The sequence below is a fragment of the Psychrobacter aquaticus CMS 56 genome, from assembly GCF_000471625.1.
Taxonomy (GTDB): Bacteria; Pseudomonadota; Gammaproteobacteria; order Pseudomonadales; family Moraxellaceae; genus Psychrobacter; species Psychrobacter aquaticus.
The window spans coordinates 87,422-106,938 of sequence record NZ_AUSW01000013.1 but is presented as its reverse complement, the minus strand read 5'-3'; the positions used below and the strand labels follow the sequence as shown (position 1 = coordinate 106,938).

Below are 19,517 nucleotides of genomic sequence, written 5' to 3'. Positions count from 1 at the left end.
AGTAATACTTCATTATTGTAAGCAACCGCTAACCTTATTTAACCAAATAAGTACTGATGATAGTGAGGTGGACTTGTTACTGTGGTGCCCTGATTGTGCACGTTTATACAGAACATCTATTCATAATAACCGACTAATAATAACTGAATTAATAATAGTCGACCTGTTAAGTACGATCATTCCATCAAAAAATAAATAAAGGAATCTCCCATGCGTAGTGCTATCCATAAAAGCTTTGGTAAACCTGCTGACGTATTGAGCGTTGGCGACAGCCCCATGCCGCAACCGGCTGCCAATGAAGTACGTATCAAAACCATTCTCTCCCCCATTCACAACCATGATTTATTGACGATCAGTGGTCAATATGGCTATAAGCCTGAGCTGCCAGCCATCGGTGGTAGTGAAGCATTAGGCATTATCGATGCCGTGGGCGATGACGTCACAGACCTCAGCGTCGGTCAGCGTGTCGCTTGTGCCAGTGTGCACGAAACATGGGCGGAGTATTTTGTTGCACCTGCCAACATGGTGTTTGTCATCCCTGATGCTATCGAAGATGAGCTGGCGGCACAGCTGATTGCCATGCCACTGTCTGCCTTAATGTTATTGGAATTCTTAGAAGTAGATAGCGGGCAATGGATCATCCACAATGCGGCAAACGGCGCGGTGGGTAAAACACTTGCCATGCTCGCGGCGGCACGTGGCGTAAATACTATTAATCTCGTGCGCAGTGCAGATTCGTTAGAAGAGCTGACCTCACTGGGTATTAAAAATAATGTCGTCACCGCTGATGACGACTGGAAAGATCAAGTCCGTGCCATCATCGGCGATGACAAAATAACAGCCGCCGTTGATTCAGTCGGTGGTGAGTCGAGCAATGAGCTGCTATCACTACTTGGTAGCAATGGCACGCTGGTCTCATTTGGTATCATGTCAGGCAAACCAATGTCACTGGACGCGGGCAGCCTAATCTTTAAACAAGCCATCGTCAAAGGTTTCTGGGGTAGCAAAACCAGCCAAGAAATGGATGTTGAAAACAAACAACGTCTGATTGATGAGTTGCTAGAACGCGCGACAAATGGCGATTTAAAACTACCGATCGAAGCCATTTATAGTCTGGACGACATCGCAACAGCTGTCTCTGGCAAAGTACAGTCGGGCAAAAAAGGCAAAGTCATTTTAAAGCTTTAATAGGCAAAACTTGAATAAAAAAGCTCATGACCTCATGGGCTTTTTTTGTTTAAATGGTGAAGATAAGCCATTACTGACCACACAACAATAAATCCAACAGGGAATATCATTATGTCAAACAGTACCACTTTCAAAGCCTTAGTCGTCCGCGAGGTCAGCGACGGTGAATTCAATAAAAGCATCCAAACACGTAACCTCAGCGATTTACCTGAAAATGATCTGCTCATCGAAGTGCATTATTCATCGCTCAACTATAAAGATGCGATGTCAGCCGCTGGTAATAAGATGATTACTAAGAACTATCCGCACACCCCTGGTATTGATGCGGCAGGTATCGTGATTAGCGATAAATCCGGCACTTTTACCGCAGGGCAAGAAGTACTGGTATTTGGTTATGATTTGGGCATGGATACGCCGGGCGGTTTGGGTCAAATGATTTCAATTCCAGCAGATTGGGCGCTCCCCTGCCCATCGTCTTTGACCTTAAAAGAAGCCATGTGCTACGGCACGGGTGGTTTGACTGCGGCGTTATGTATTCAAAAATTGGAAAAAATAGGTGCTAAGCCAAGCGATGGTTCAGTTGCAGTCACTGGTGCAACGGGCGGTGTGGGCAGTATCAGTATCGCGATTTTAAAACAGTTGGGCTATGACGTCATTGCCTTCTCAGGAAAGACAGAACAAAGCGCGCATTTAAAAAACTTGGGCGCAAGCGAAGTACGTCATCGTGATACGATCAATGAGGTCGGCAGTAGACCTGTTGGGCGCGAATTGTGGGCAAACGCCATTGATACCTTGGGCGGTGACTATTTGGCAAACTTACTCAAACAAACCAAGTCGGGCGGCGCGGTATCTGCTTGCGGCTTAGCCTCATCAACAGAGCTTGACATGACCGTGTTACCATTTATCATTCGCGGTATCTCTTTGCTGGGCATTGATTCGGTCACGATACCATTGCCTGAAAAGCAGGAAATTTGGGCACGTGTCGCGACCGATATGAAGCTGCCTGACATTGAGCAATACTGCGAAGAAATTACCTTAGAGCAAACGCCCGAATATCTAGAGCGCTTCATTGCTAACAAAGTTGTGGGTCGTTATGTGGTGAATGTGCGGGGTTAGGGTTTAGAAGATAGGTTTTTGGATGATGGCAGCGCTCCTTTTGGGGTGCTGCCTTTTTTATTATGTATTAGCTATACGGATACTTGTACGTCTTGATATTCTTTACCCATACCAAACACATATTGATGACAGTTCTGTACAGTGTGTTTGTTATGATGCACAAGTTCAGCCCAACCACATGTTTCCAACGATAAAGCTGTATTTTTTTCTGAAAACATTTCCAAAAACAAACTTATATGGAAATCCACACCTTTTTTAGCGAGCTCATAACTTACCTTGGATTCTTCAGCAAGTACTTTAATTGCATCTTCAGTATAGAATTTTTTTGGATTAAAAAATTTAAAATCAATATATGTGTTTAGATCTACACTAAACTTAAAAGATACAGAGGACTGACCCTCTGAAGATATGTCATATACTTTATCTGAGAGCAGTCTATCTTCGTTACCTTCGTATATATCTATTGTTGTAATACAGTAGACTTCTCGTTCTTTAAGAAAGTTATAAGTAATATTTTCAATATCTACTTGATTATTATTGATAGCAGCAACTATACCTTTTGTCCATCTTATAAAGCCTTGTAACTCCTTACTTGGGCTGTTATCACCTATATAATTACCGACTATATTACTATTCTTTATTTTCTCCTCACTTTTATCACTATCTAAAAATAATCTATAAAAGCAGATGAAGTCTTTGTTGGCTAGTGTGTTTTTCAACATGTTCAAATAATGATAGACAAATACATTAATAATCTCTGGAGGTGCTTCTTGTAGCTGTTCTTCCTCGTCCATTTTTTCAGCACTATCTATGATATTTTTTGTATAAATATCAATGTTTTCTTCATATTTTTTTATAGCCAAATCAATAGATTCTAGTAAATCAGCACTGAATATATTATCTTCAATAGTTTCAAGGCCGTTTAAAATACTTTCTAGCTCTACTTTTTCTTCGCTTGTTAGCTCTATATTACTGTTCTCTCTATCTTTTACTCTAAATTTATAAAAACCTGTACTATAGTTCTCGTGTTCTATTGGTGCCTCCTCTTCTATAGTATGACTCTTGTCCAAGTTGTCGTAACTTTTCTCACCACCAAACCACGCCTTAATGCTATTAAAAAAACCCATATTTTAACCTATCAAAGACCTTATAAAAACAGCCATACCTATTCAGCTATGGGCGGTTTTATTGACCATATTAATTTATATTCTTTAGCAAAAAACTACTCGAAAGGTAAGACGTACAGTCGAATCAAAGCACGACAAACCTACCTATGCAATTATAAAGATTAAGTAAACTGCCTTATTATACTTAAATAAGACAAATGTTCAATAAAGTAAGTATATTCTCTGGTCTTGGTATCATTTACGAAAAAAACACCCAAACAAATTGAGTGCTTTTAGCAAAATACCGTTTACTTAAAGAGCCAAACCTATCACTCTAACCAATACCACTCAGGCGCAAAGAAGTAAGTCATTAAAATTGATAAAGCGATAATTACTATACTAACGCCAATTGCGCCCGCCCACGACGTACCACCTTTTTTAGCTAACTGTTCTCTCATCGCATTTGGATCTAAGGTAACGCTGGTAATCTTCTGAATCTGTCTAACGCTATGATCAAAATACAGATAATTACCTAAGATACCAGTCATGACAATCCAGACAACCATAAAAGTAGATTGACCCAATACGTTGTAACGCTCCATCCCCAGTACATACATCATAACTAGATCGATGACTGTGATAGCAAACATAATCAGAGCAGCAGCTATGTACATTTTGCGATAGCAAAGCCATGACACTCCTAAAAAAAGTCCCGCGATATTAAAACTGCGCATGTTCATCTTTGTTACGTCTTTATCTAAAGTGGGTATATGATTTTTAAACCATTTCTCACGATAATAGCTATCATATTTTTCACCGACAAAGGCAGCCAATAAAGTATCAGCGTTATCAGAGTCAGAATTTGACCCATATTGTCCGCTTTGCGCCTCTTTTGAGATATTAACTGGCGTTAATGGCGGTGGTGTTTGTGCGTGAGTATTACCAAGTCGTTGTTTACAATTTGAGCAAAATACAGCCTCACGTGAGTTCTCTTGACCGCAATTAGTACACAGCATCGTATCCCTTATTTTTATTGAAAAATGATAGTTTTAATTTTATGGCAAATAAAATAGCCAATTAAAGTCGATCATATTATAAAGATTTAAAACAAATGTTCAATAAAAAACTGGATTATTCATACTTTACTGATTTTGAACCAAAAAAACACCCAACCATGTTGAGTGTTTTTTTGGTTCAAAATATAAGGCAATTTCAATCAGCAGCGGTTTGCACAGAAACAATATGATGAATATTGTCCTCTACCCAACCAATCAAATCAGCCACCCGATCACTCGCGTCCATACCCAATGGCGTAAGACTGTACTCCACATGCGGCGGCACCACAGGATAAGCAGTACGTAGGACAAACCCATCTTGTGCAAGGGTTTGCAGCGTTTGCGCCAACATCTTTTCACTGACGCCTGTGATAGCGCGGCGCAGCTCGCTAAAGCGATGTGTCTGCCCGTCTTTTAATGCCACCAATACCAGTACACCCCAACGACTGGTGACATGATTGAGCACCGCACGCGAGGGACACTTGTCCGAAAACACATCGCCACGAGTAAATAACTGTGCCAGCCCCTGTTGGTCGTTCTGTGCTTTATTTTTCATCATTAATTTCCATACTTACTTTTTTGTACGTACTTACTAAAGGTTTGTTAGTGGTTTATTATAAGCCTGAGCGAATCAAACACCAAGGAGAATGTAATGATTTTAGTCACAGGCGCATCCGGTCATTTAGGCCGCTTAGTTATCGAACATTTAATCAAACGCGGCACACCTGCTGAGCAGATTGTCGCAGCCGTACGTACACCAGAAAAAGTACGAGATCTTGCAGAGCAAGGCGTGATCGTACGCAAGGCCGGCTATGAAAATATCGATACTTTAAATGCGGCAATGGCAGACGTTAAGCGTGTTGTATTGGTGTCCTCTAGTGAAGTCGGTCAACGCACTGCCCAGCACAAAAACGTCATCCAAGCGGCAAAAAGTGCGTCGGTTGAGCTACTGGCTTATACCAGTATCTTGGATGCTGATCATTCATCATTACAACTTGCAGCCGAGCACGTAGAGACAGAACAGGCATTGGCAGCGTCTAGTGTCCCATATGTGTTGCTACGTAACGGTTGGTACTCGGAGAACTATACTGAGAATATCAACACGGCACTTGAGCATGGTGCGGTACTAGGCAGTGCTGGACAAGGCAAATATGCGACGGCGACGCGCTCAAACTATGCCGAAGCGGCAGCCGTGGTCATTAATGCTGAGAATCAAGCGGGCAAAGTCTATGAGCTGGCAGGTGATCAAGCCTTTACCCTAGAGCAATACGCGCAAACCGTTAGCGATATAAGTGGTAAGCCAGTGGTCTATCAAGACTTACCTGAAGCAGAATATGTCAAAGTGCTGGTTGATGCGGGCGTGCCAGAAGGATTTGCCACCGTCTTAGCAGACGCGGATGCAGGCGCGGCAAAGGGTGGCCTATTTAATGACAGTCAGACCTTATCGGCACTTATCGGGCATCCAACCACGCCGATTGAAGACAGTATTAAAGCAGCTCTGTAAGCAAAGAGCAAAACATACCTGACTGACTTTTAGACAAAATTCTTAAAATAAAAAAGCCCATGACAACATGGGCTTTTTCTATCAATAGACTTACATACTTTGGTTATATATTAGAAAATACTATCTACTTAAAGAACTAAGCTGAGTATTTTCCTTACTTTATCTACCGATCAGTTAAATAAAAAGCCAAATCTATCACTCTATCCAATACCATTCAGGCGCAAAGAAGTAAGTCAGTACGACCGATAACGATATGATCACTATACTAACGCCAATTGCGCCAGCCCACGATGTACCACCTTTTTTAGCCAACTGTTCTCTTATCATATTTGGATCTGAGGTAGCGCTGGTAATCTTCTTAATCTGTCTGACACTATGATCAAAATACAGATAATTACCTAAGATACCTGTGACGACAATCCAGACAAACATAAAGGTAAATTGACCCAACATCGTATAACGTTCCATACCCAATACATACATCATTATGAGATCGATGACCGTTATAGCGAGCATAATCAAAGCAGCAGCTATGTACATTTTGCGATAGCAAAGCCACAACATACCCAAGAAAAATCCGGCCAAATTAAAGCTTTGGATATTAACTTTTGTCTTGTCGTTATCTAAAGTAGGAATATGAGTCTCAAACCACTTATTACGATAATAACTGTCATACTTTTCACCGACAAAACCCGCCAATAATGTATCAGCAGTATCAGAGTCAGAAGGCGATCCATGTTGTACCTTTTGCGCCTCTTTTGCGATATTAACGGGCGTCAATGGCGGCGGCGTTTGTGCTTGAACATTAGTAAGACGTTGGTCACAGTTTGAACAAACCAGAGCATTCTTTGAGTTTTCTTGACCGCAGTTAGTACACAGCATCGTATCCCTTAGTATTATGAACAATGATAATTTTAGCGTTATCTTTAATCTTTTTAGTAAATTAAAGTCGGCTAATTAAATATGGTCATATTATAAAGAATTAAAACAAATGTTCAATAAAAAAGGACTTATTAATACCTTATTTATTTCACTCAAAAAAAACACCCAACCAAGTTGAGTGTTTTTTAATCATCTTTTATAGTTGCATTAAGGCTTAAAGCGTACTGATAATCTCATTCAGCTTTTGATTAAATGTCTCATCGGTGACGACACTCGCTTCTGAATCAAAGTTATCGAAGAAATTTGGTAGTGACAGCGCGCCTTTTACATCGGCTGCAAAGTAAGGCGCTGAACCTTGAGCAGCGGCCAACACGCTTTGTGCGCCGCCTGGGCCGGGCGAGGTAGACAGCATGATGACTGGTTTATTTTGAAAGACCTTCATATCTATGCGTGATGTCCAGTCAAATAGGTTTTTGTAGGCAGAGGTATAAGAGCCGTTGTACTCAGCAAATGAGATCACGATGGCATCGGCTTCATTGATAGCCTGATAAAAATCATGAGCAAGCGAAGGGATACCCGTTTCGTTTTCGCGCGCTTCGCTAAAGATCGGCATCTCAAAGTCGTGAATATCAAGCAAGGTGACGTCAGCATTGCTGATTTGCTGGGCGGCATAAAGTGCCAATTTTTTATTGATTGAATTGACACTGTTACTGGTACCAAAGGCAGTTACTTTCATTTTAAAGTCCTTATGATCTGTGAATGGTTAATTTGTGGAGCAAAATTTATTATGTGAGATGAGGTGTATTACAGCCTCAAACAATGGCGCAAGGTCTATCAATTTTATGTATGTAGACGATATCATACCGTTTGCGCTCTTAACATTGCCGAACTTGCGAGTGCCAAAACGACAGTAAACCCTGCCGCTAGCAGATAAAAATGACTATAAGCCAATATTGAGATAAGCGCGGACGATATCAATGGCGATACAAATTGCCCGATAAAAATGCTGCTCGTCAGCACGCCCGACGCCAGTCCACGTTTGTCGCTTGGCACCAATGCGAGGCCAGTGACCATAAAGTTGGGCATTACTAAGCCCATACAAACACCCATTAAGGCGCAGCCAACAATCACAACGCTAAACGTCGCGGCCTGTGACAACACCACCATGCCAACACTCATCGCCAAAAACCCTAAGAATGCCACGCCATAGTTTTTAATTCTATTCACAAGTTTGCCGAAGCTGATACCTGCTATCGCCGCAGCAAGCGTGCCCGCCCCCATGGCTAAGCCTGATTTACTTGGATCAGAGATCCCGATATCCACCATAAAAAACGGTATCTGAGTCGGTAAAATATAGAAGATGACCAAATGACAAAAGAGAACGAGTGAGCAGCCAATCAGTGGCCATTTCCAGCTGGTTTGCGCTTGGGGATTTATCTGGTTATTGGCTTGTTGTTGCTCATGCTCACTGTTAGTAAAGGTAGTGTCCTTAATAGCGATAAACACCAGTGGCACCAATAAAAGAGCGGCGGCGTAAATAAAAAACGGCAACCGCGCGCTGATGTTGGCCAGATACCCTGCGGTAACGATGAATACAATGCCACCGATATTAGAGAACGACTGCTGAAGTCCCATAAACTGGCTTCTTTGCGCGCCAGAAAAATAATCAGTGATCAGGGCAGTAATGGCAGTCATCAGTCCCGCGACGCAAATACCCAAAATCGCACGGCTGATGATAATGGCCTCTAAGCTTGATAACAGCGCCCCAGCCGCACCTGATAACGCGAATACAGCGGTTGAGATGAGCAACTGCTTGCGTCGACCAAATTTATCCGCCGTCCATCCCAATATAGGCGCAAAAATAACCACAAATAGCGCGGGTATCGGTAGTAGCATCTTTACCAACAGATCAGCAGATGGCATACCCGCAAACTCACGCGCCAAACCTGGTAAAGCGGGTGCAATCGTAGCATTGGACATGACCGTTAAGGTGGAGAGCAAAAGCAGGCAGAGGGCACTTGGTGCCAGTAGATTAATTTTCACAGACACCGCTTATCTTTGATTGCTTGTTTTGTGGGTAGCATGGCTTGAGTTCCTGTTGATTTGCCGCTATTCTGCTACCTAAACCTAAGTTGAGGTCAAGCAAAAAATGAAAAAAAACTTTATTCCTGAATGTATATCGGTCGGTGTACTCAGTGAAAGAACAGGCGTATCGGTGTCTGCGCTACATTTTTATGAGAGAAAAGGGCTGATAAAAAGCCAAAGAAATGCCTCAAACCACAGACAATACCCAAAGCAGGTTATTCGCATCGTCTCTATAATCCAAGTGGCGCAGCGGACAGGGTTTTCGTTAGAGGAGATTTTATTAGAGCTACAAGTACTGCCCAACCATACCCGCATCACGCTTGAAGATTGGGAAGCACTTGGCATCAGATGGCAAGATGAGCTTGATCGCAAGATTGCGCAATTGACCGAATTAAAAAACATGATGACAGACTGCATTGGCTGCGGCTGCCTATCGCTTGAGCGCTGTAAGTTATTAAATCCTTACGATGAATTGGGCAAAAAAGGCGCAGGCCCGCGTTTGATGACGCCATAATTTGTTAAAGCTATAAAAACATAGCGTGTCTACCAATCGCATCATAAATATAGGGCATAAAAAAGCCCACGTTAACATGGGCTTTTTTTGGTGATAACAAACAGTATCTTATAGAATCATTATTCCCACTCAATCGTCGCAGGTGGCTTGCTCGACACATCATAAGTCACGCGCGAGACTTCCGCGATTTCATTCATAATGCGGTTTGATACCGTTTCAATCAACTCATACGGCAGATGAGCAAAGCGTGCGGTCATGAAGTCTACGGTCTCAACCGCACGTAAGGCAATCACCCACGCATAACGGCGACCATCGCCGACCACGCCGACCGACTTGATCGGTTGGAATACCGCAAACGCTTGCGCCGTCTTGTCATACCAGCCTGAACGCTCAAGCTCTTGCATAAAGATGGCATCGGCCAAACGCAGGATATCTGCATATTCTTTTTTGACTTCGCCAAGGATACGCACGCCCAAACCCGGACCTGGGAACGGATGACGATAGATCATTTTTGCAGGTAATCCTAACGTGATACCCAGTTTGCGCACTTCATCTTTAAACAAATCACGCAATGGCTCGATCAACTTGAACGCTAGATCATCTGGCAAACCGCCAACGTTATGGTGGCTCTTAATGACGTGCGCTTTGCCTTGATGTGACTTGGCAGATTCGATCACGTCTGGGTAAATCGTACCCTGCGCCAAGAACTCAACGACTTTACCATCGCTTTGCTCGCTCACTTCGCGCGCGCTATTGGCGAATACGTCGATGAAGGTTTTGCCGATGATTTTGCGTTTTTTCTCTGGATCAGACTCGCCTGCGAGCGCGTTTAAGAACAAATCCTCGGCATCGACGCGAATGACTTTCACACCCATGTTTTCGGCAAACACTTGCATGACCTGATCGCCTTCATGCAGACGCAAGAGACCATTATCGACGAACACACAAGTCAGCTGATCGCCAATCGCTTTATGTAATAACGCGGCAACGACCGAACTATCTACGCCGCCCGATAGACCGAGCAATACTTGCTTGTCACCAATTTGCTCTTTGAGCTGTGCAATACGCATATCGGCAATGTTGTCTGGCGTCCACTCACCTGCACACGCGCATATTTGATGGACAAAACGGCTAAGCAATGCCTGACCTTGTAAGGTATGCGTCACCTCAGGATGGAACTGTAGACCATAGTATTGCTTATCATCGTTGGCCATGATCGCAATCGGACAGCTTGGTGTGCTGGCGATAATGTCAAAACCTACAGGCGCTTCGATGACTTTGTCACCATGACTCATCCATACGTTGAGCTTGGCTGATTGTCCTTCCGTACGGCTGTCTTCAATACCCTCAGTCAGCTGTGAGTGACCATTTACTTCAATCGTCGCTGCGCCAAATTCGTGAATGTCGCTGGCATGCACCTTTCCGCCAAAACGATCCGCCATCGCTTGCATACCATAGCAAATGCCCAATACCGGCACTCCCAAGTCAAACACGGCATCGTTGATACGTGGGCTGTTGTCGGCATGTACGCTTTCAGGGCCGCCCGATAAGATCACGCCTTTTGCGCCAAAATCGATGATGCGCTGGCTGTCGATATCGTAAGGGAACATCTCACAAAACACGCCAGAGTCGCGCACACGGCGGGCGATTAGCTGGCTATATTGTGAGCCAAAATCGAGGATTAAGATGCGGTCTTCTTTGATTGCAGGAGTAGCAGCGGCAGTGGTCATAAATTGATGTCCGTCAATAGAGAAATTGGTGCGCTATTTTAACAAGTTTAAGCACCATCAGGGCTACTTCATCAGCAAAATTTCGTTATTCAGTTTTTTCCTAAATAAAGTTGTTAAGTAGTGCTTATCAGACTCATTTCGTCCACTTTATACACTCGTAGTTTATTGCCCATAAGTTGCTGCTCGTTTTTAGTAGCATACGAGATATTTTTTTAAATTTAGGTTTTTATGAGTCATTTAAACTGACAGTTACCGCCCTGCTCATATTCTAAATTTATCTCGGATTGAAATCTTTACTTACAAATTAATATATTCTATCCCTCGATTTGACGGTGTTTTGTTAAAAATAATGGGTGATTAATAGTCGAATCTTGTTACATAACCGTGTACAGTAATGAAGTGAATATAGACTCTAGCAGCTGCGGATTGTATGGCAACTTTGGTACAAAACTTTCGAATGATACCAGTTGCTTACGTTTTGATATTTCACATTGGGTTAGTTTTTTAATCGCAGGACAGCGTTTATGCCAATTCAATACAGCTTTTTTAGGTATGTGATCAAATCTGCCAGACGGTCCATTGTTAGGTTATTCACAGTCGAGGTGCCTTGCTACTGAGCGCACTAAGACCTCTGTTACAGCCAACCAAACCAGCTACGAAGCCACTAACACTTTTAAAAAGGATAAAAAACAATGAAAATGGAATTATTACCGCGCACAGCACTAAAGATCAGTACCCTCTCCCTTGCAATCGCCGCCGCTTCTTTCACTACTTCCACCGTCATGGCCGCTGAATGCCAACTCAGTGATGGCACTAATGGAGGTGCAACCAGTAGTGGCGCCACTGCGCTTGCTTGTGGCAATGCAGCTGTCGCTGGCGGAGCTAACGATACTGTAGCCATCGGTAATGCTGCCATGGCAACTGGTAACTCTACAACTGCGGTCGGCGGTGAAGCTTTCACTGGAAATGTCGCTGCAGGCACTGACTTAAACGCAGGCTCTCTTACTTCTACAGGCGCTACTCCGGGCGCGACCGCCATTGGTTGGCGTGCAACGGCTACCGCAGAGCGAGCGACTGCGGTCGGTCATTTAGCCAGTGCTGCTGGCGTTCGCGCGACTGCAGTCGGTGAAGACGCTTTTGCTGGCGGTACTAACGACACCGTCGCTATCGGTAACCAAGCAAACGCGGGTCTGAATTCTGCCACCGCTGTCGGTGGTCAAGCAAACGCGGCTGGTCTAGGCTCAACGTCTATCGGTTGGCAATCAAAAGCCACTGCTGAGCGTGCGCAAGCCTTTGGTCATTTAGCCAATGCTAGTGGTGTTCGTTCTACGGCAGTGGGTGAAGCGGCAAATGCTGGTGGCACTAACGATACCGTCGCGATCGGTAACCAAGCAAACGCGGGTCTAAATTCTGCTACCGCTGTCGGTGGTCAAGCAAACGCGGCTGGTCTAGGCTCAACGTCTATCGGCTGGCAATCAAAAGCCACTGCTGAGCGTGCGCAAGCCTTTGGTCATTTAGCCAATGCAAGTGGTGTTCGTTCTACGGCAGTGGGTGAAGCTGCTGCCGCGCAAGGCGCAGGTGCTGTGTCTTTAGGTAATGAGTCTGTGGCTGGTGGCACTAACGATACCGTCGCGATCGGTAACCAAGCAAACGCGGGTTTAAATTCTGCCACCGCTGTCGGTGGTCAAGCAAACGCGGCTGGTCTAGGCTCAACGTCTATCGGTTGGCAATCAAAAGCCACTGCTGAGCGTGCACAAGCCTTTGGTCATTTAGCCAATGCAAGTGGCGTTCGCGCGACCGCAGTTGGTGAAGCTGCCACCGCACAAGGTGCAGGCTCTGTAGCGCTAGGCAATCAATCCACTGCCAGCGGTACAAACAGCATCTCCATCGGGAATGGTGCAAGCGCATCAAACGCCAACCAAGTTGTCTTGGGTAACGCAGGCCAACTCCAAGCGAGTACGGCATCGCAGTCAGGTGGCGCCAATATAGTCACTACTGATGCAAACGGTACTTTGGGCACCAGTGTCGCCGTGGACTCACTGGCTACTAGAGTTCAGCTGGCAAATACTGACGCTCAAGTTGCTAACTTTGGCGCAGCGACAGCCAATAACACCAGACAAATCGATGATTTGCGCAGCCAATACAATCGTCAAGAAGACCGTTTAGATGAAGCAGAAGATGGTATCGCGATGGCACTATCGATGGAAACCCCTGTTATCCCTGCAGGCAAGAGATACGCTATGGGATTTGGCACGGGTTATTACAATAGCAGCACTGCTGTGAGCGCTTCTTTTGCTGGACGGGCAAGTGACAATGTGACGATTTCAGCTGGCGCAGGCTATGGTACTGATACTGGCAAAGTAGGCGCGCGTGGCGGGGTTACTTTTTCTTGGTAAGCCGATTATAACTATCTACTGAACTTATAAGTAGGTATGAGCAAACCCAAATAGGTAAAAATAACTTTTATCAAACCAACAATAAAGCCTTTAGCGCTTTTTATAAAAGGATCAACATTATGCAAATGGATTTTTCACCGCGTTTAGCACTAAAGGTCAGTACGCTTGCGCTTGCAATGGCTACCGCTTCTTTTGGTACTACCGCTGTGATGGCGGCTGAATGTCAACTCAATGATGCAAATGCTAAGACTATCTCAGGTGCGACCAGCAATGTCAAAATCGCTCTCGCTTGTGGCAATGCAGCAAGCGCTGGTGGAACGAACGATACGGTTGCAGTCGGTAATAAAGCCAACGCTGGTATGAACTCCGCCGTGGCGGTTGGTGGTCAAGCCAATGCGGCTGGTCTAGGCTCAACCTCTATCGGTTGGCAATCAAAAGCCACCGCTGAACGCGCTCAAGCATTTGGGCATTTAGCCGATGCAAGCGGCGTACGCTCAACTGCTGTGGGTGAAGCAGCAATGGCTGGTGGTAGCAATGACACCGTCGCTGTCGGTAACAAAGCAATGGCTGGTATGAACTCTGCCACGGCGGTTGGGGGTCAAGCCAATGCCGCAGGTTTAGGTTCAACGTCTATCGGTTGGCAATCAAAAGCCACGGGGGAGCGCGCTCAAGCATTTGGTCATTTAGCGGATGCCAGTGGCATGCGGGCGACCGCAGTGGGTGAAGCGGCAATGGCACAAGGCGAGTCTTCTATTGCGATTGGTAATATTGCCGTTGCAGGTGGTTTGAACAGCATTGCTATCGGTAATGGCGTAAAGGCTGCCAGTAAGAATCAGATTGTCCTAGGCAATGCTGGTCAAGTTCAATCCAGTACAGCGTCACAGACAGGCACAGTCAGAATAGTAACGATTGATGACAATGGCACGTTAGGTACGATGCTCGTTGACTATTATAAGTCAGCTCAGTAAGTCATTTATAACTATCGACTTCATCCATCTGTCTATAAAGACAAGTCACAGTAGATACTATTAATTTTTATCAAATAAAAACCCTGCCATGGCAGGGTTTTTTGATATCTAAATATAACCAAATCTATAACTGCTTGGCAATATAGTCAGTGAAACGTAATATCGATACATCGCACACTGCTGATATTAATTTTCTTGCTTGCTATGCCGTTGCTGCCAGAGGCTGCAAAAATTTATTTCAGCAGTGCCGTAGCACTTTTAAGGGTTTTTGGATACATCACTCAAGGCTGTATCAATACGCTTTAATCCCTCTAGCAATAATGCTGTCGGACATGCCACGTTAAGGCGCATTTTAAGATGCCCTTCCTCTCCATAGCTGATACCTGCATTAAGCTCAATCTTAGCCGCTCTCAAAGTATCATATAGCACTTTATCGTCTTCGGCATAAGCTGAGCAATCCAGCCAAATCAAATACGAGGCTTCTGGTCGCATGACCTTAATATCAGGTAGATGCTCCTCTAAAAACCGTACGGTTACGTCAATATTGGCTTCGATATAAGCAAGCGCCTGCGCTAACCACGCACCGCCTTGCTCATAGGCACTGCGCATTGCCGCATAAGCAAACAAGTTTAGTTCATACTCGTCATTTAAGTGCTGCTGTTGACTTATCTTTTTGAGTAACTCATTGTCTTTGGCAAATATCAGTGAACCTTTGATACCGGCGATGTTAAAAGTCTTAGTCATTGAGGTCAGACTCACCACGTGGTGCTCATAGCCTGTTGCTAGCGTTAATAAAGGCGTGAATATGTGACCGCTCAACGTCAAATCTTGATGAATCTCATCGCTGACAATCGTCACATTATATTTTTTACACAAAGTAAGAACTGCTTCAAGCTCCTCCGTCGTCCATACGCGCCCGCCCGGATTGTGCGGATTACACAATAAATAAAGCTTCACCTCATGCTGGGCGATCTTGGCTTCGATATCGACCAAATCCAAACGGTACTGTCCTTCGACTTCTTTTAATGCCGAGGTTACAAGCGTGCGACCATTTTGCTCAACCTTAGTCATAAATGGCGCATAAATAGGATCATTGACCAGTACCGCATCCCCTACTTCGGTAAATACATTCATCATCAGCGCCAAACTCGGAACCACGCCGGGGGAAAACAAAATGTTCTGTTTTTCAAGCGACAAATCATAGCGACTGCCATGCCAGCCAATGATCGCGTCATACAACGCCTCAGTGGGTTTGGTATAACCCAATATGCCATGCTGCGTGACTTGTTCAATCGCGTTTAAGATAGGCGTGGCAGCCTTAAAGTCCATATCTGCTACCCATAGCGGAATCGTCTCATCGCTATAGTGCCACTTGACCGATCCTGTATCACGTCTGTCGATGACCTCATCAAAGTTGTACAACACCAGCACGCTCCTTATATAAAAAATAATAGTTTGGGATATATCTTAGATTATTATAGAGGTACAACATTAAATAATGGATGACAGCATGAAAGATTTAGACTTCAAGGATCATTTTTCCAAAGGCTCTGAAAATTATGCCACCTATCGTCCTTCGTACCCTCTTGAGTTAGTGACTGAACTTGCTGATTTATGCCCCGCTCAAAACCGTGTGTTGGATTGTGGTTGCGGTACGGGGCAGCTTTCTGTGCTCTTAGCCGAAAGATTTACAGAAGTCATCGCCACTGATGCCAGCTCTGCGCAAATAGCCAAAGCCAAACAAAAAGACAATGTAATCTATAAAACAGCGCTGGCTGAACAAAGCGGATTGGCTGATGAATCCGTTGATTTAATTACCGTCGCGCAAGCCGCCCACTGGCTAGATCTAAATAAATTCTATAAAGAAGTAGAGCGTGTTGCTCGCCCTAATGCTGTTTTGGCCTTAATTACTTATGGGGTGTTACAGGTAGAAGGGACAGTTGATACCCTCGTGCAAGATTTCTATTACCAAACCATTGCACCCTATTGGCCAGCAGAACGAAGGCATGTAGAGGACGGTTATCAAAGCTTACCTTTCCCATTTACCGAGATCAAAGTACCTGCTATCACTATGCAAGAATTCTGGAGTTTGGATGAACTCATGGGGTATTTTAATACGTGGTCAGCAGTCAAAGAAGCCAAAAAGGTACTGGGTTTTAATCCTGTAGATCAGCTTCGAGCCATTTTGTTACCTGAATGGGGAAATTCTGAAAGCAAGAAAAAAATCGTTTGGCCTTTATCCATTCGAGCTGGAAGAGTAGAGGGTCAATAACTCTAGAAATGACTAAAAATTGCCTTATCGTCCCTACACAATCGATTTTGTTAAATTTACTATCCGCACCAAACACCAACAGATTGCCAGTATTATCGCGCTATTTTCATCCTTTTAAAACCTGATACTATTGGCTCATAGTGGTATACACTCAAAACATCAATCACGGAGCCAGATGATGACCCTACCTGACCAAAAGCCGCATACGGATACGCAAGCTTACGTCCTAACGAAGTCCGATATAGATAACACCACGGAGACCAAACACGTCCATCAGTTCAATGAGCAGGCCATTCGCCATACCGTCTCGTTAAGTGACATCGTCGGTCTCACAAAATGTGGCTTGCACCTTGTGCGAGTTGAGGCAGGCGATGAGACGACGACGCATCACTATCACGAAGAGTCAGATGAGTTCATCTATATGCTGTCGGGCGAGCTGTCGCTTCGCTATGGCGATGAGCAGTATCAGCTGCGCACTGGTGACTTTGTGGGATTCCCTGCGCATGGCGCGCCGCACTCTATGCGCAATGATAGCGATACCGATGCCACTTACCTGATGGGTGGTAGCCGACCGCCGATTGATATTACGCTGTATCCAGAGATTAAACGCAAGATGTACAACATTCATGACAAAAAAGAGTATGTGGATTTGGAAGATTTGGGTGAGGTTTGAGAGTAAATACTACCTTTAAAATGGAAGCTTTATTTGCATTAACAGGAAGCTTTACATTACTTTATGTTATAAAAACATAGCTATGTATAAGCCTTTAATCAAAAATAAAGTTTTCAATATCATCTAGAGAATCGTTTCTATTAGTCAGAATTAAGCTCTTAATATATTCAATTAACTCAAAACTCCACTCTCCATAACGTGAACTACCCATACGACAAACTAAATCTTTCTCAAAATCGTTCAACTCTTCAAGCATTATAGCTCCCTTGTCGTTTAAGACTAATTCAAAAAAGTCTGTTTCTTCATAGGTAAAATCATAAGAGTGATATTTGTTATTCAAATAAATAATTTGACTGTGACAATCATATTTTTTCATCAGATAGTAGAGAAAGTTAGAGTTTTCATTGTGTGTGAACCCTATTTCTTTTTTTCCTCTATCTTTGACCTCTTCAATTCGATTAAAGAACACTGATATTAACGTTATTTTACGATTTATAGTTGTAATATCTACTGGTTTTAATTCTAAAATTTTGTTTATTTTTGGAAGTATCCACTTGTCTTCCATTATGTCTTTATTCATAGAAAACGCCATATCAACAACATTATCTGAATAATATCGTCCACATGCACGTTCAAAAACTTGTTCTTTAACTGCATGATTTACTATGTAATATGCAGTTAAATATTCTTGAAATGAACGATGGGTAAAGCAATAATTTAGGCCGTCTCTCATTAATAAAGGCACATTATTTAATAGCTCTAGCTTTAGATCCTTGTCAATAACCTCAGATTTTGAATGTACTAAGCATTTTTTCAAAAATGTATGAATTTCATTTTCTGTCATCTCAAACATCTGTTTACTATATGTAAATAAACTGAACAGAGCGAATATATCTCTTAACTCGTACATATCTAGATTGGTTGAACTTTTTCTTAAGAAGCCCTGTTTTGATACGTCATGCTTGTTAAATAGTGCTTGATAAGCATGATCATAAAATATATAAACTCTATCGGGAATACTTCCGAATTGCTCATAAGTTACCAACATAATTGTAAGTAATAAAGGATTACTAGAGAACCCTTCCTGCTTATCAAAAAGAGTGTTTTCTAATGCTAATGTAAACCTCTCTTTTACATCCTCATCGTAATCTATTTTCTTTATTACCTCTATTGCTTGAGACAAGATTAGAGGTTGAATACGAGCGACGTTATATAGCGACCAATCAGAGAATAAATTATATTCTGGTCTTGAGGAAACTAAGATGATGAGATTCGGATACTTATCTGCTAACTCATTAATTTCTTTCGTGAACTTATCTTTCAAGTCATGGTTTACTTCATCAAAACCATCTAAAAAGACTATTGTCCCCTCTCTATCAAGTAAGTAGTTCAAATTGTCTTTATTAAATTTTTTGTCATATATTGCTATATCTATTCTAAGCGTTTCGAAAATAGAATTATTAGTCTCATTCACTTTCCTAAGTTCTAGGAATAGAGGTAGTAAACTATTTTTGTCTTTTATTATACTTATAAACATACTCTTCAAAAGACAGGATTTTCCTGAACCTGCTGTGGCACTAACTACTATTTTCTTATGTTGTAAGAGTGATTCAAAAAAACTTTCCTGTGAGCACAGTTTGTTTCCTAAAGAAATGAATTGTGGGACATAAATTTCATCAAGTTCAACTACTTGTGAAGAGAAGAAAGCCATTTTGACTTTAGAAAGACTGATTCGCTTAGCTTCTAAGTAGTCACTCAAAGCAAAGTTGTATTTGGTAGCAAACTTCTGGTAATCTTTACCAAAAAAATTAGCGACAAATTGACTAACCTCTACAAAGATATCTCTAATTTCTTTGACACTTCCTGTAGTTTCCATGCCCATATTAATTGCCCTATTCCAACTCTAATTATTCACTAAAATTTATTTGATATTCTTAAGATTTAATCTTATGAAATCTCATATTCAACGCCTTCTAAATTCCGCCTTCCTTCTCTCAACCATCGCCATTGCACCTTCTTTCGCATCTT

General features: G+C 43.1%; 17 protein-coding genes. 8 read left to right on the top strand and 9 right to left on the bottom strand.

The genetic code is table 11. The annotated features are described in order from the left end of the window. Nucleotides 1-210: 210 nt before the first annotated feature. Together M917_RS02850 and M917_RS02845 are read left to right on the top strand one after the other, a co-directional pair. Nucleotides 211-1,188, top strand: coding sequence for a zinc-binding dehydrogenase (locus M917_RS02850; RefSeq protein ID WP_021813251.1), 978 nt, complete (start codon nt 211-213; stop codon nt 1,186-1,188). A 111-nt stretch (nt 1,189-1,299) separates the two neighbouring features. After that, on the top strand, nt 1,300-2,304 hold the full coding sequence (locus tag M917_RS02845; protein WP_021813250.1) for an oxidoreductase: 1,005 nt from the start codon (nt 1,300-1,302) through the stop codon (nt 2,302-2,304). A gap of 71 nt (nt 2,305-2,375) precedes the next feature. On the opposite strand, the gene M917_RS02840 is transcribed toward M917_RS02845, so the two are convergent. From M917_RS02840 to M917_RS02830, 3 genes are all read right to left on the bottom strand, one after another. Next, on the bottom strand, nt 2,376-3,431 hold the full coding sequence (locus M917_RS02840; RefSeq protein ID WP_021813249.1) for a hypothetical protein: 1,056 nt from the start codon (nt 3,429-3,431) through the stop codon (nt 2,376-2,378). Nucleotides 3,432-3,739: 308 nt separating this feature from the next. Further along, nucleotides 3,740-4,426, bottom strand: coding sequence for a zinc ribbon domain-containing protein (locus M917_RS02835; protein WP_021813248.1), 687 nt, complete (start codon nt 4,424-4,426; stop codon nt 3,740-3,742). Between the two features lie 196 nt (nt 4,427-4,622). Further along, complete coding sequence (locus M917_RS02830) at nt 4,623-5,021, bottom strand: winged helix-turn-helix transcriptional regulator (RefSeq protein WP_040641752.1); 399 nt, start codon at nt 5,019-5,021, stop codon at nt 4,623-4,625. Nucleotides 5,022-5,117: 96 nt separating this feature from the next. Between M917_RS02830 and M917_RS02825 the strand changes: the two genes are divergently transcribed. Next, nucleotides 5,118-5,969: an SDR family oxidoreductase gene (locus M917_RS02825; protein ID WP_021813246.1), complete on the top strand. Its 852-nt coding sequence runs from the start codon at nt 5,118-5,120 to the stop codon at nt 5,967-5,969. A 195-nt stretch (nt 5,970-6,164) separates the two neighbouring features. Here the strand turns inward: M917_RS02825 and M917_RS02820 are convergent, their stop codons facing one another. The 3 genes from M917_RS02820 to M917_RS02810 all read right to left on the bottom strand — a co-directional run bounded on the left by M917_RS02820 (nt 6,165) and on the right by M917_RS02810 (nt 8,894). Beyond that, nucleotides 6,165-6,851 (bottom strand): DUF2628 domain-containing protein, encoded by a 687-nt coding sequence (locus tag M917_RS02820; protein ID WP_021813245.1) that lies wholly within the window; start codon nt 6,849-6,851, stop codon nt 6,165-6,167. 214 nt (nt 6,852-7,065) lie between these two features. Next, nucleotides 7,066-7,587 (bottom strand): NADPH-dependent FMN reductase, encoded by a 522-nt coding sequence (locus M917_RS02815; RefSeq protein ID WP_021813244.1) that lies wholly within the window; start codon nt 7,585-7,587, stop codon nt 7,066-7,068. 122 nt (nt 7,588-7,709) lie between these two features. Beyond that, nucleotides 7,710-8,894, bottom strand: a complete 1,185-nt coding sequence (locus tag M917_RS02810) for an MFS transporter (protein WP_021813243.1) — start codon at nt 8,892-8,894, stop codon at nt 7,710-7,712. Nucleotides 8,895-9,000: 106 nt separating this feature from the next. Here M917_RS02810 and soxR point away from each other — a divergent pair, with 106 nt between their 5' ends. Further along, nucleotides 9,001-9,450, top strand: a complete 450-nt coding sequence (gene soxR, locus M917_RS02805; RefSeq protein ID WP_021813242.1) for a redox-sensitive transcriptional activator SoxR — start codon at nt 9,001-9,003, stop codon at nt 9,448-9,450. 119 nt (nt 9,451-9,569) lie between these two features. Here the strand turns inward: soxR and guaA are convergent, their stop codons facing one another. Then, nucleotides 9,570-11,180: a glutamine-hydrolyzing GMP synthase gene (gene guaA, locus M917_RS02800; RefSeq protein ID WP_021813241.1), complete on the bottom strand. Its 1,611-nt coding sequence runs from the start codon at nt 11,178-11,180 to the stop codon at nt 9,570-9,572. A gap of 692 nt (nt 11,181-11,872) precedes the next feature. On the opposite strand from guaA, the gene M917_RS14355 reads away from it, so the two are divergent. Both M917_RS14355 and M917_RS02790 read left to right on the top strand, forming a co-directional pair. Further along, nucleotides 11,873-13,576 (top strand): YadA-like family protein, encoded by a 1,704-nt coding sequence (locus M917_RS14355; RefSeq protein WP_021813240.1) that lies wholly within the window; start codon nt 11,873-11,875, stop codon nt 13,574-13,576. 119 nt (nt 13,577-13,695) lie between these two features. Continuing rightward, the gene (locus M917_RS02790; protein ID WP_021813238.1) at nt 13,696-14,544 is read left to right on the top strand and encodes an outer membrane protein; all 849 of its coding nucleotides are present in this window, start codon (nt 13,696-13,698) and stop codon (nt 14,542-14,544) included. 258 nt (nt 14,545-14,802) lie between these two features. Here the strand turns inward: M917_RS02790 and M917_RS02785 are convergent, their stop codons facing one another. Beyond that, nucleotides 14,803-15,969, bottom strand: coding sequence for a MalY/PatB family protein (locus M917_RS02785; RefSeq protein ID WP_021813237.1), 1,167 nt, complete (start codon nt 15,967-15,969; stop codon nt 14,803-14,805). Between the two features lie 85 nt (nt 15,970-16,054). Here M917_RS02785 and M917_RS02780 point away from each other — a divergent pair, with 85 nt between their 5' ends. After that, entirely contained in the window at nt 16,055-16,816 is a 762-nt protein-coding gene (locus tag M917_RS02780; protein WP_040641747.1) for a class I SAM-dependent methyltransferase, read from the top strand. 175 nt (nt 16,817-16,991) lie between these two features. Then, nucleotides 16,992-17,489, top strand: a complete 498-nt coding sequence (locus M917_RS02775; protein WP_021813234.1) for a cupin domain-containing protein — start codon at nt 16,992-16,994, stop codon at nt 17,487-17,489. 94 nt (nt 17,490-17,583) lie between these two features. Here the strand turns inward: M917_RS02775 and M917_RS02770 are convergent, their stop codons facing one another. Then, nucleotides 17,584-19,371 carry an NACHT domain-containing protein gene (locus tag M917_RS02770; protein ID WP_021813233.1) on the bottom strand — a complete coding sequence of 596 codons (1,788 nt, stop codon included), beginning with the start codon at nt 19,369-19,371 and terminating at the stop codon, nt 17,584-17,586. Between the last annotated feature and the right edge of the window lie 146 nt (nt 19,372-19,517).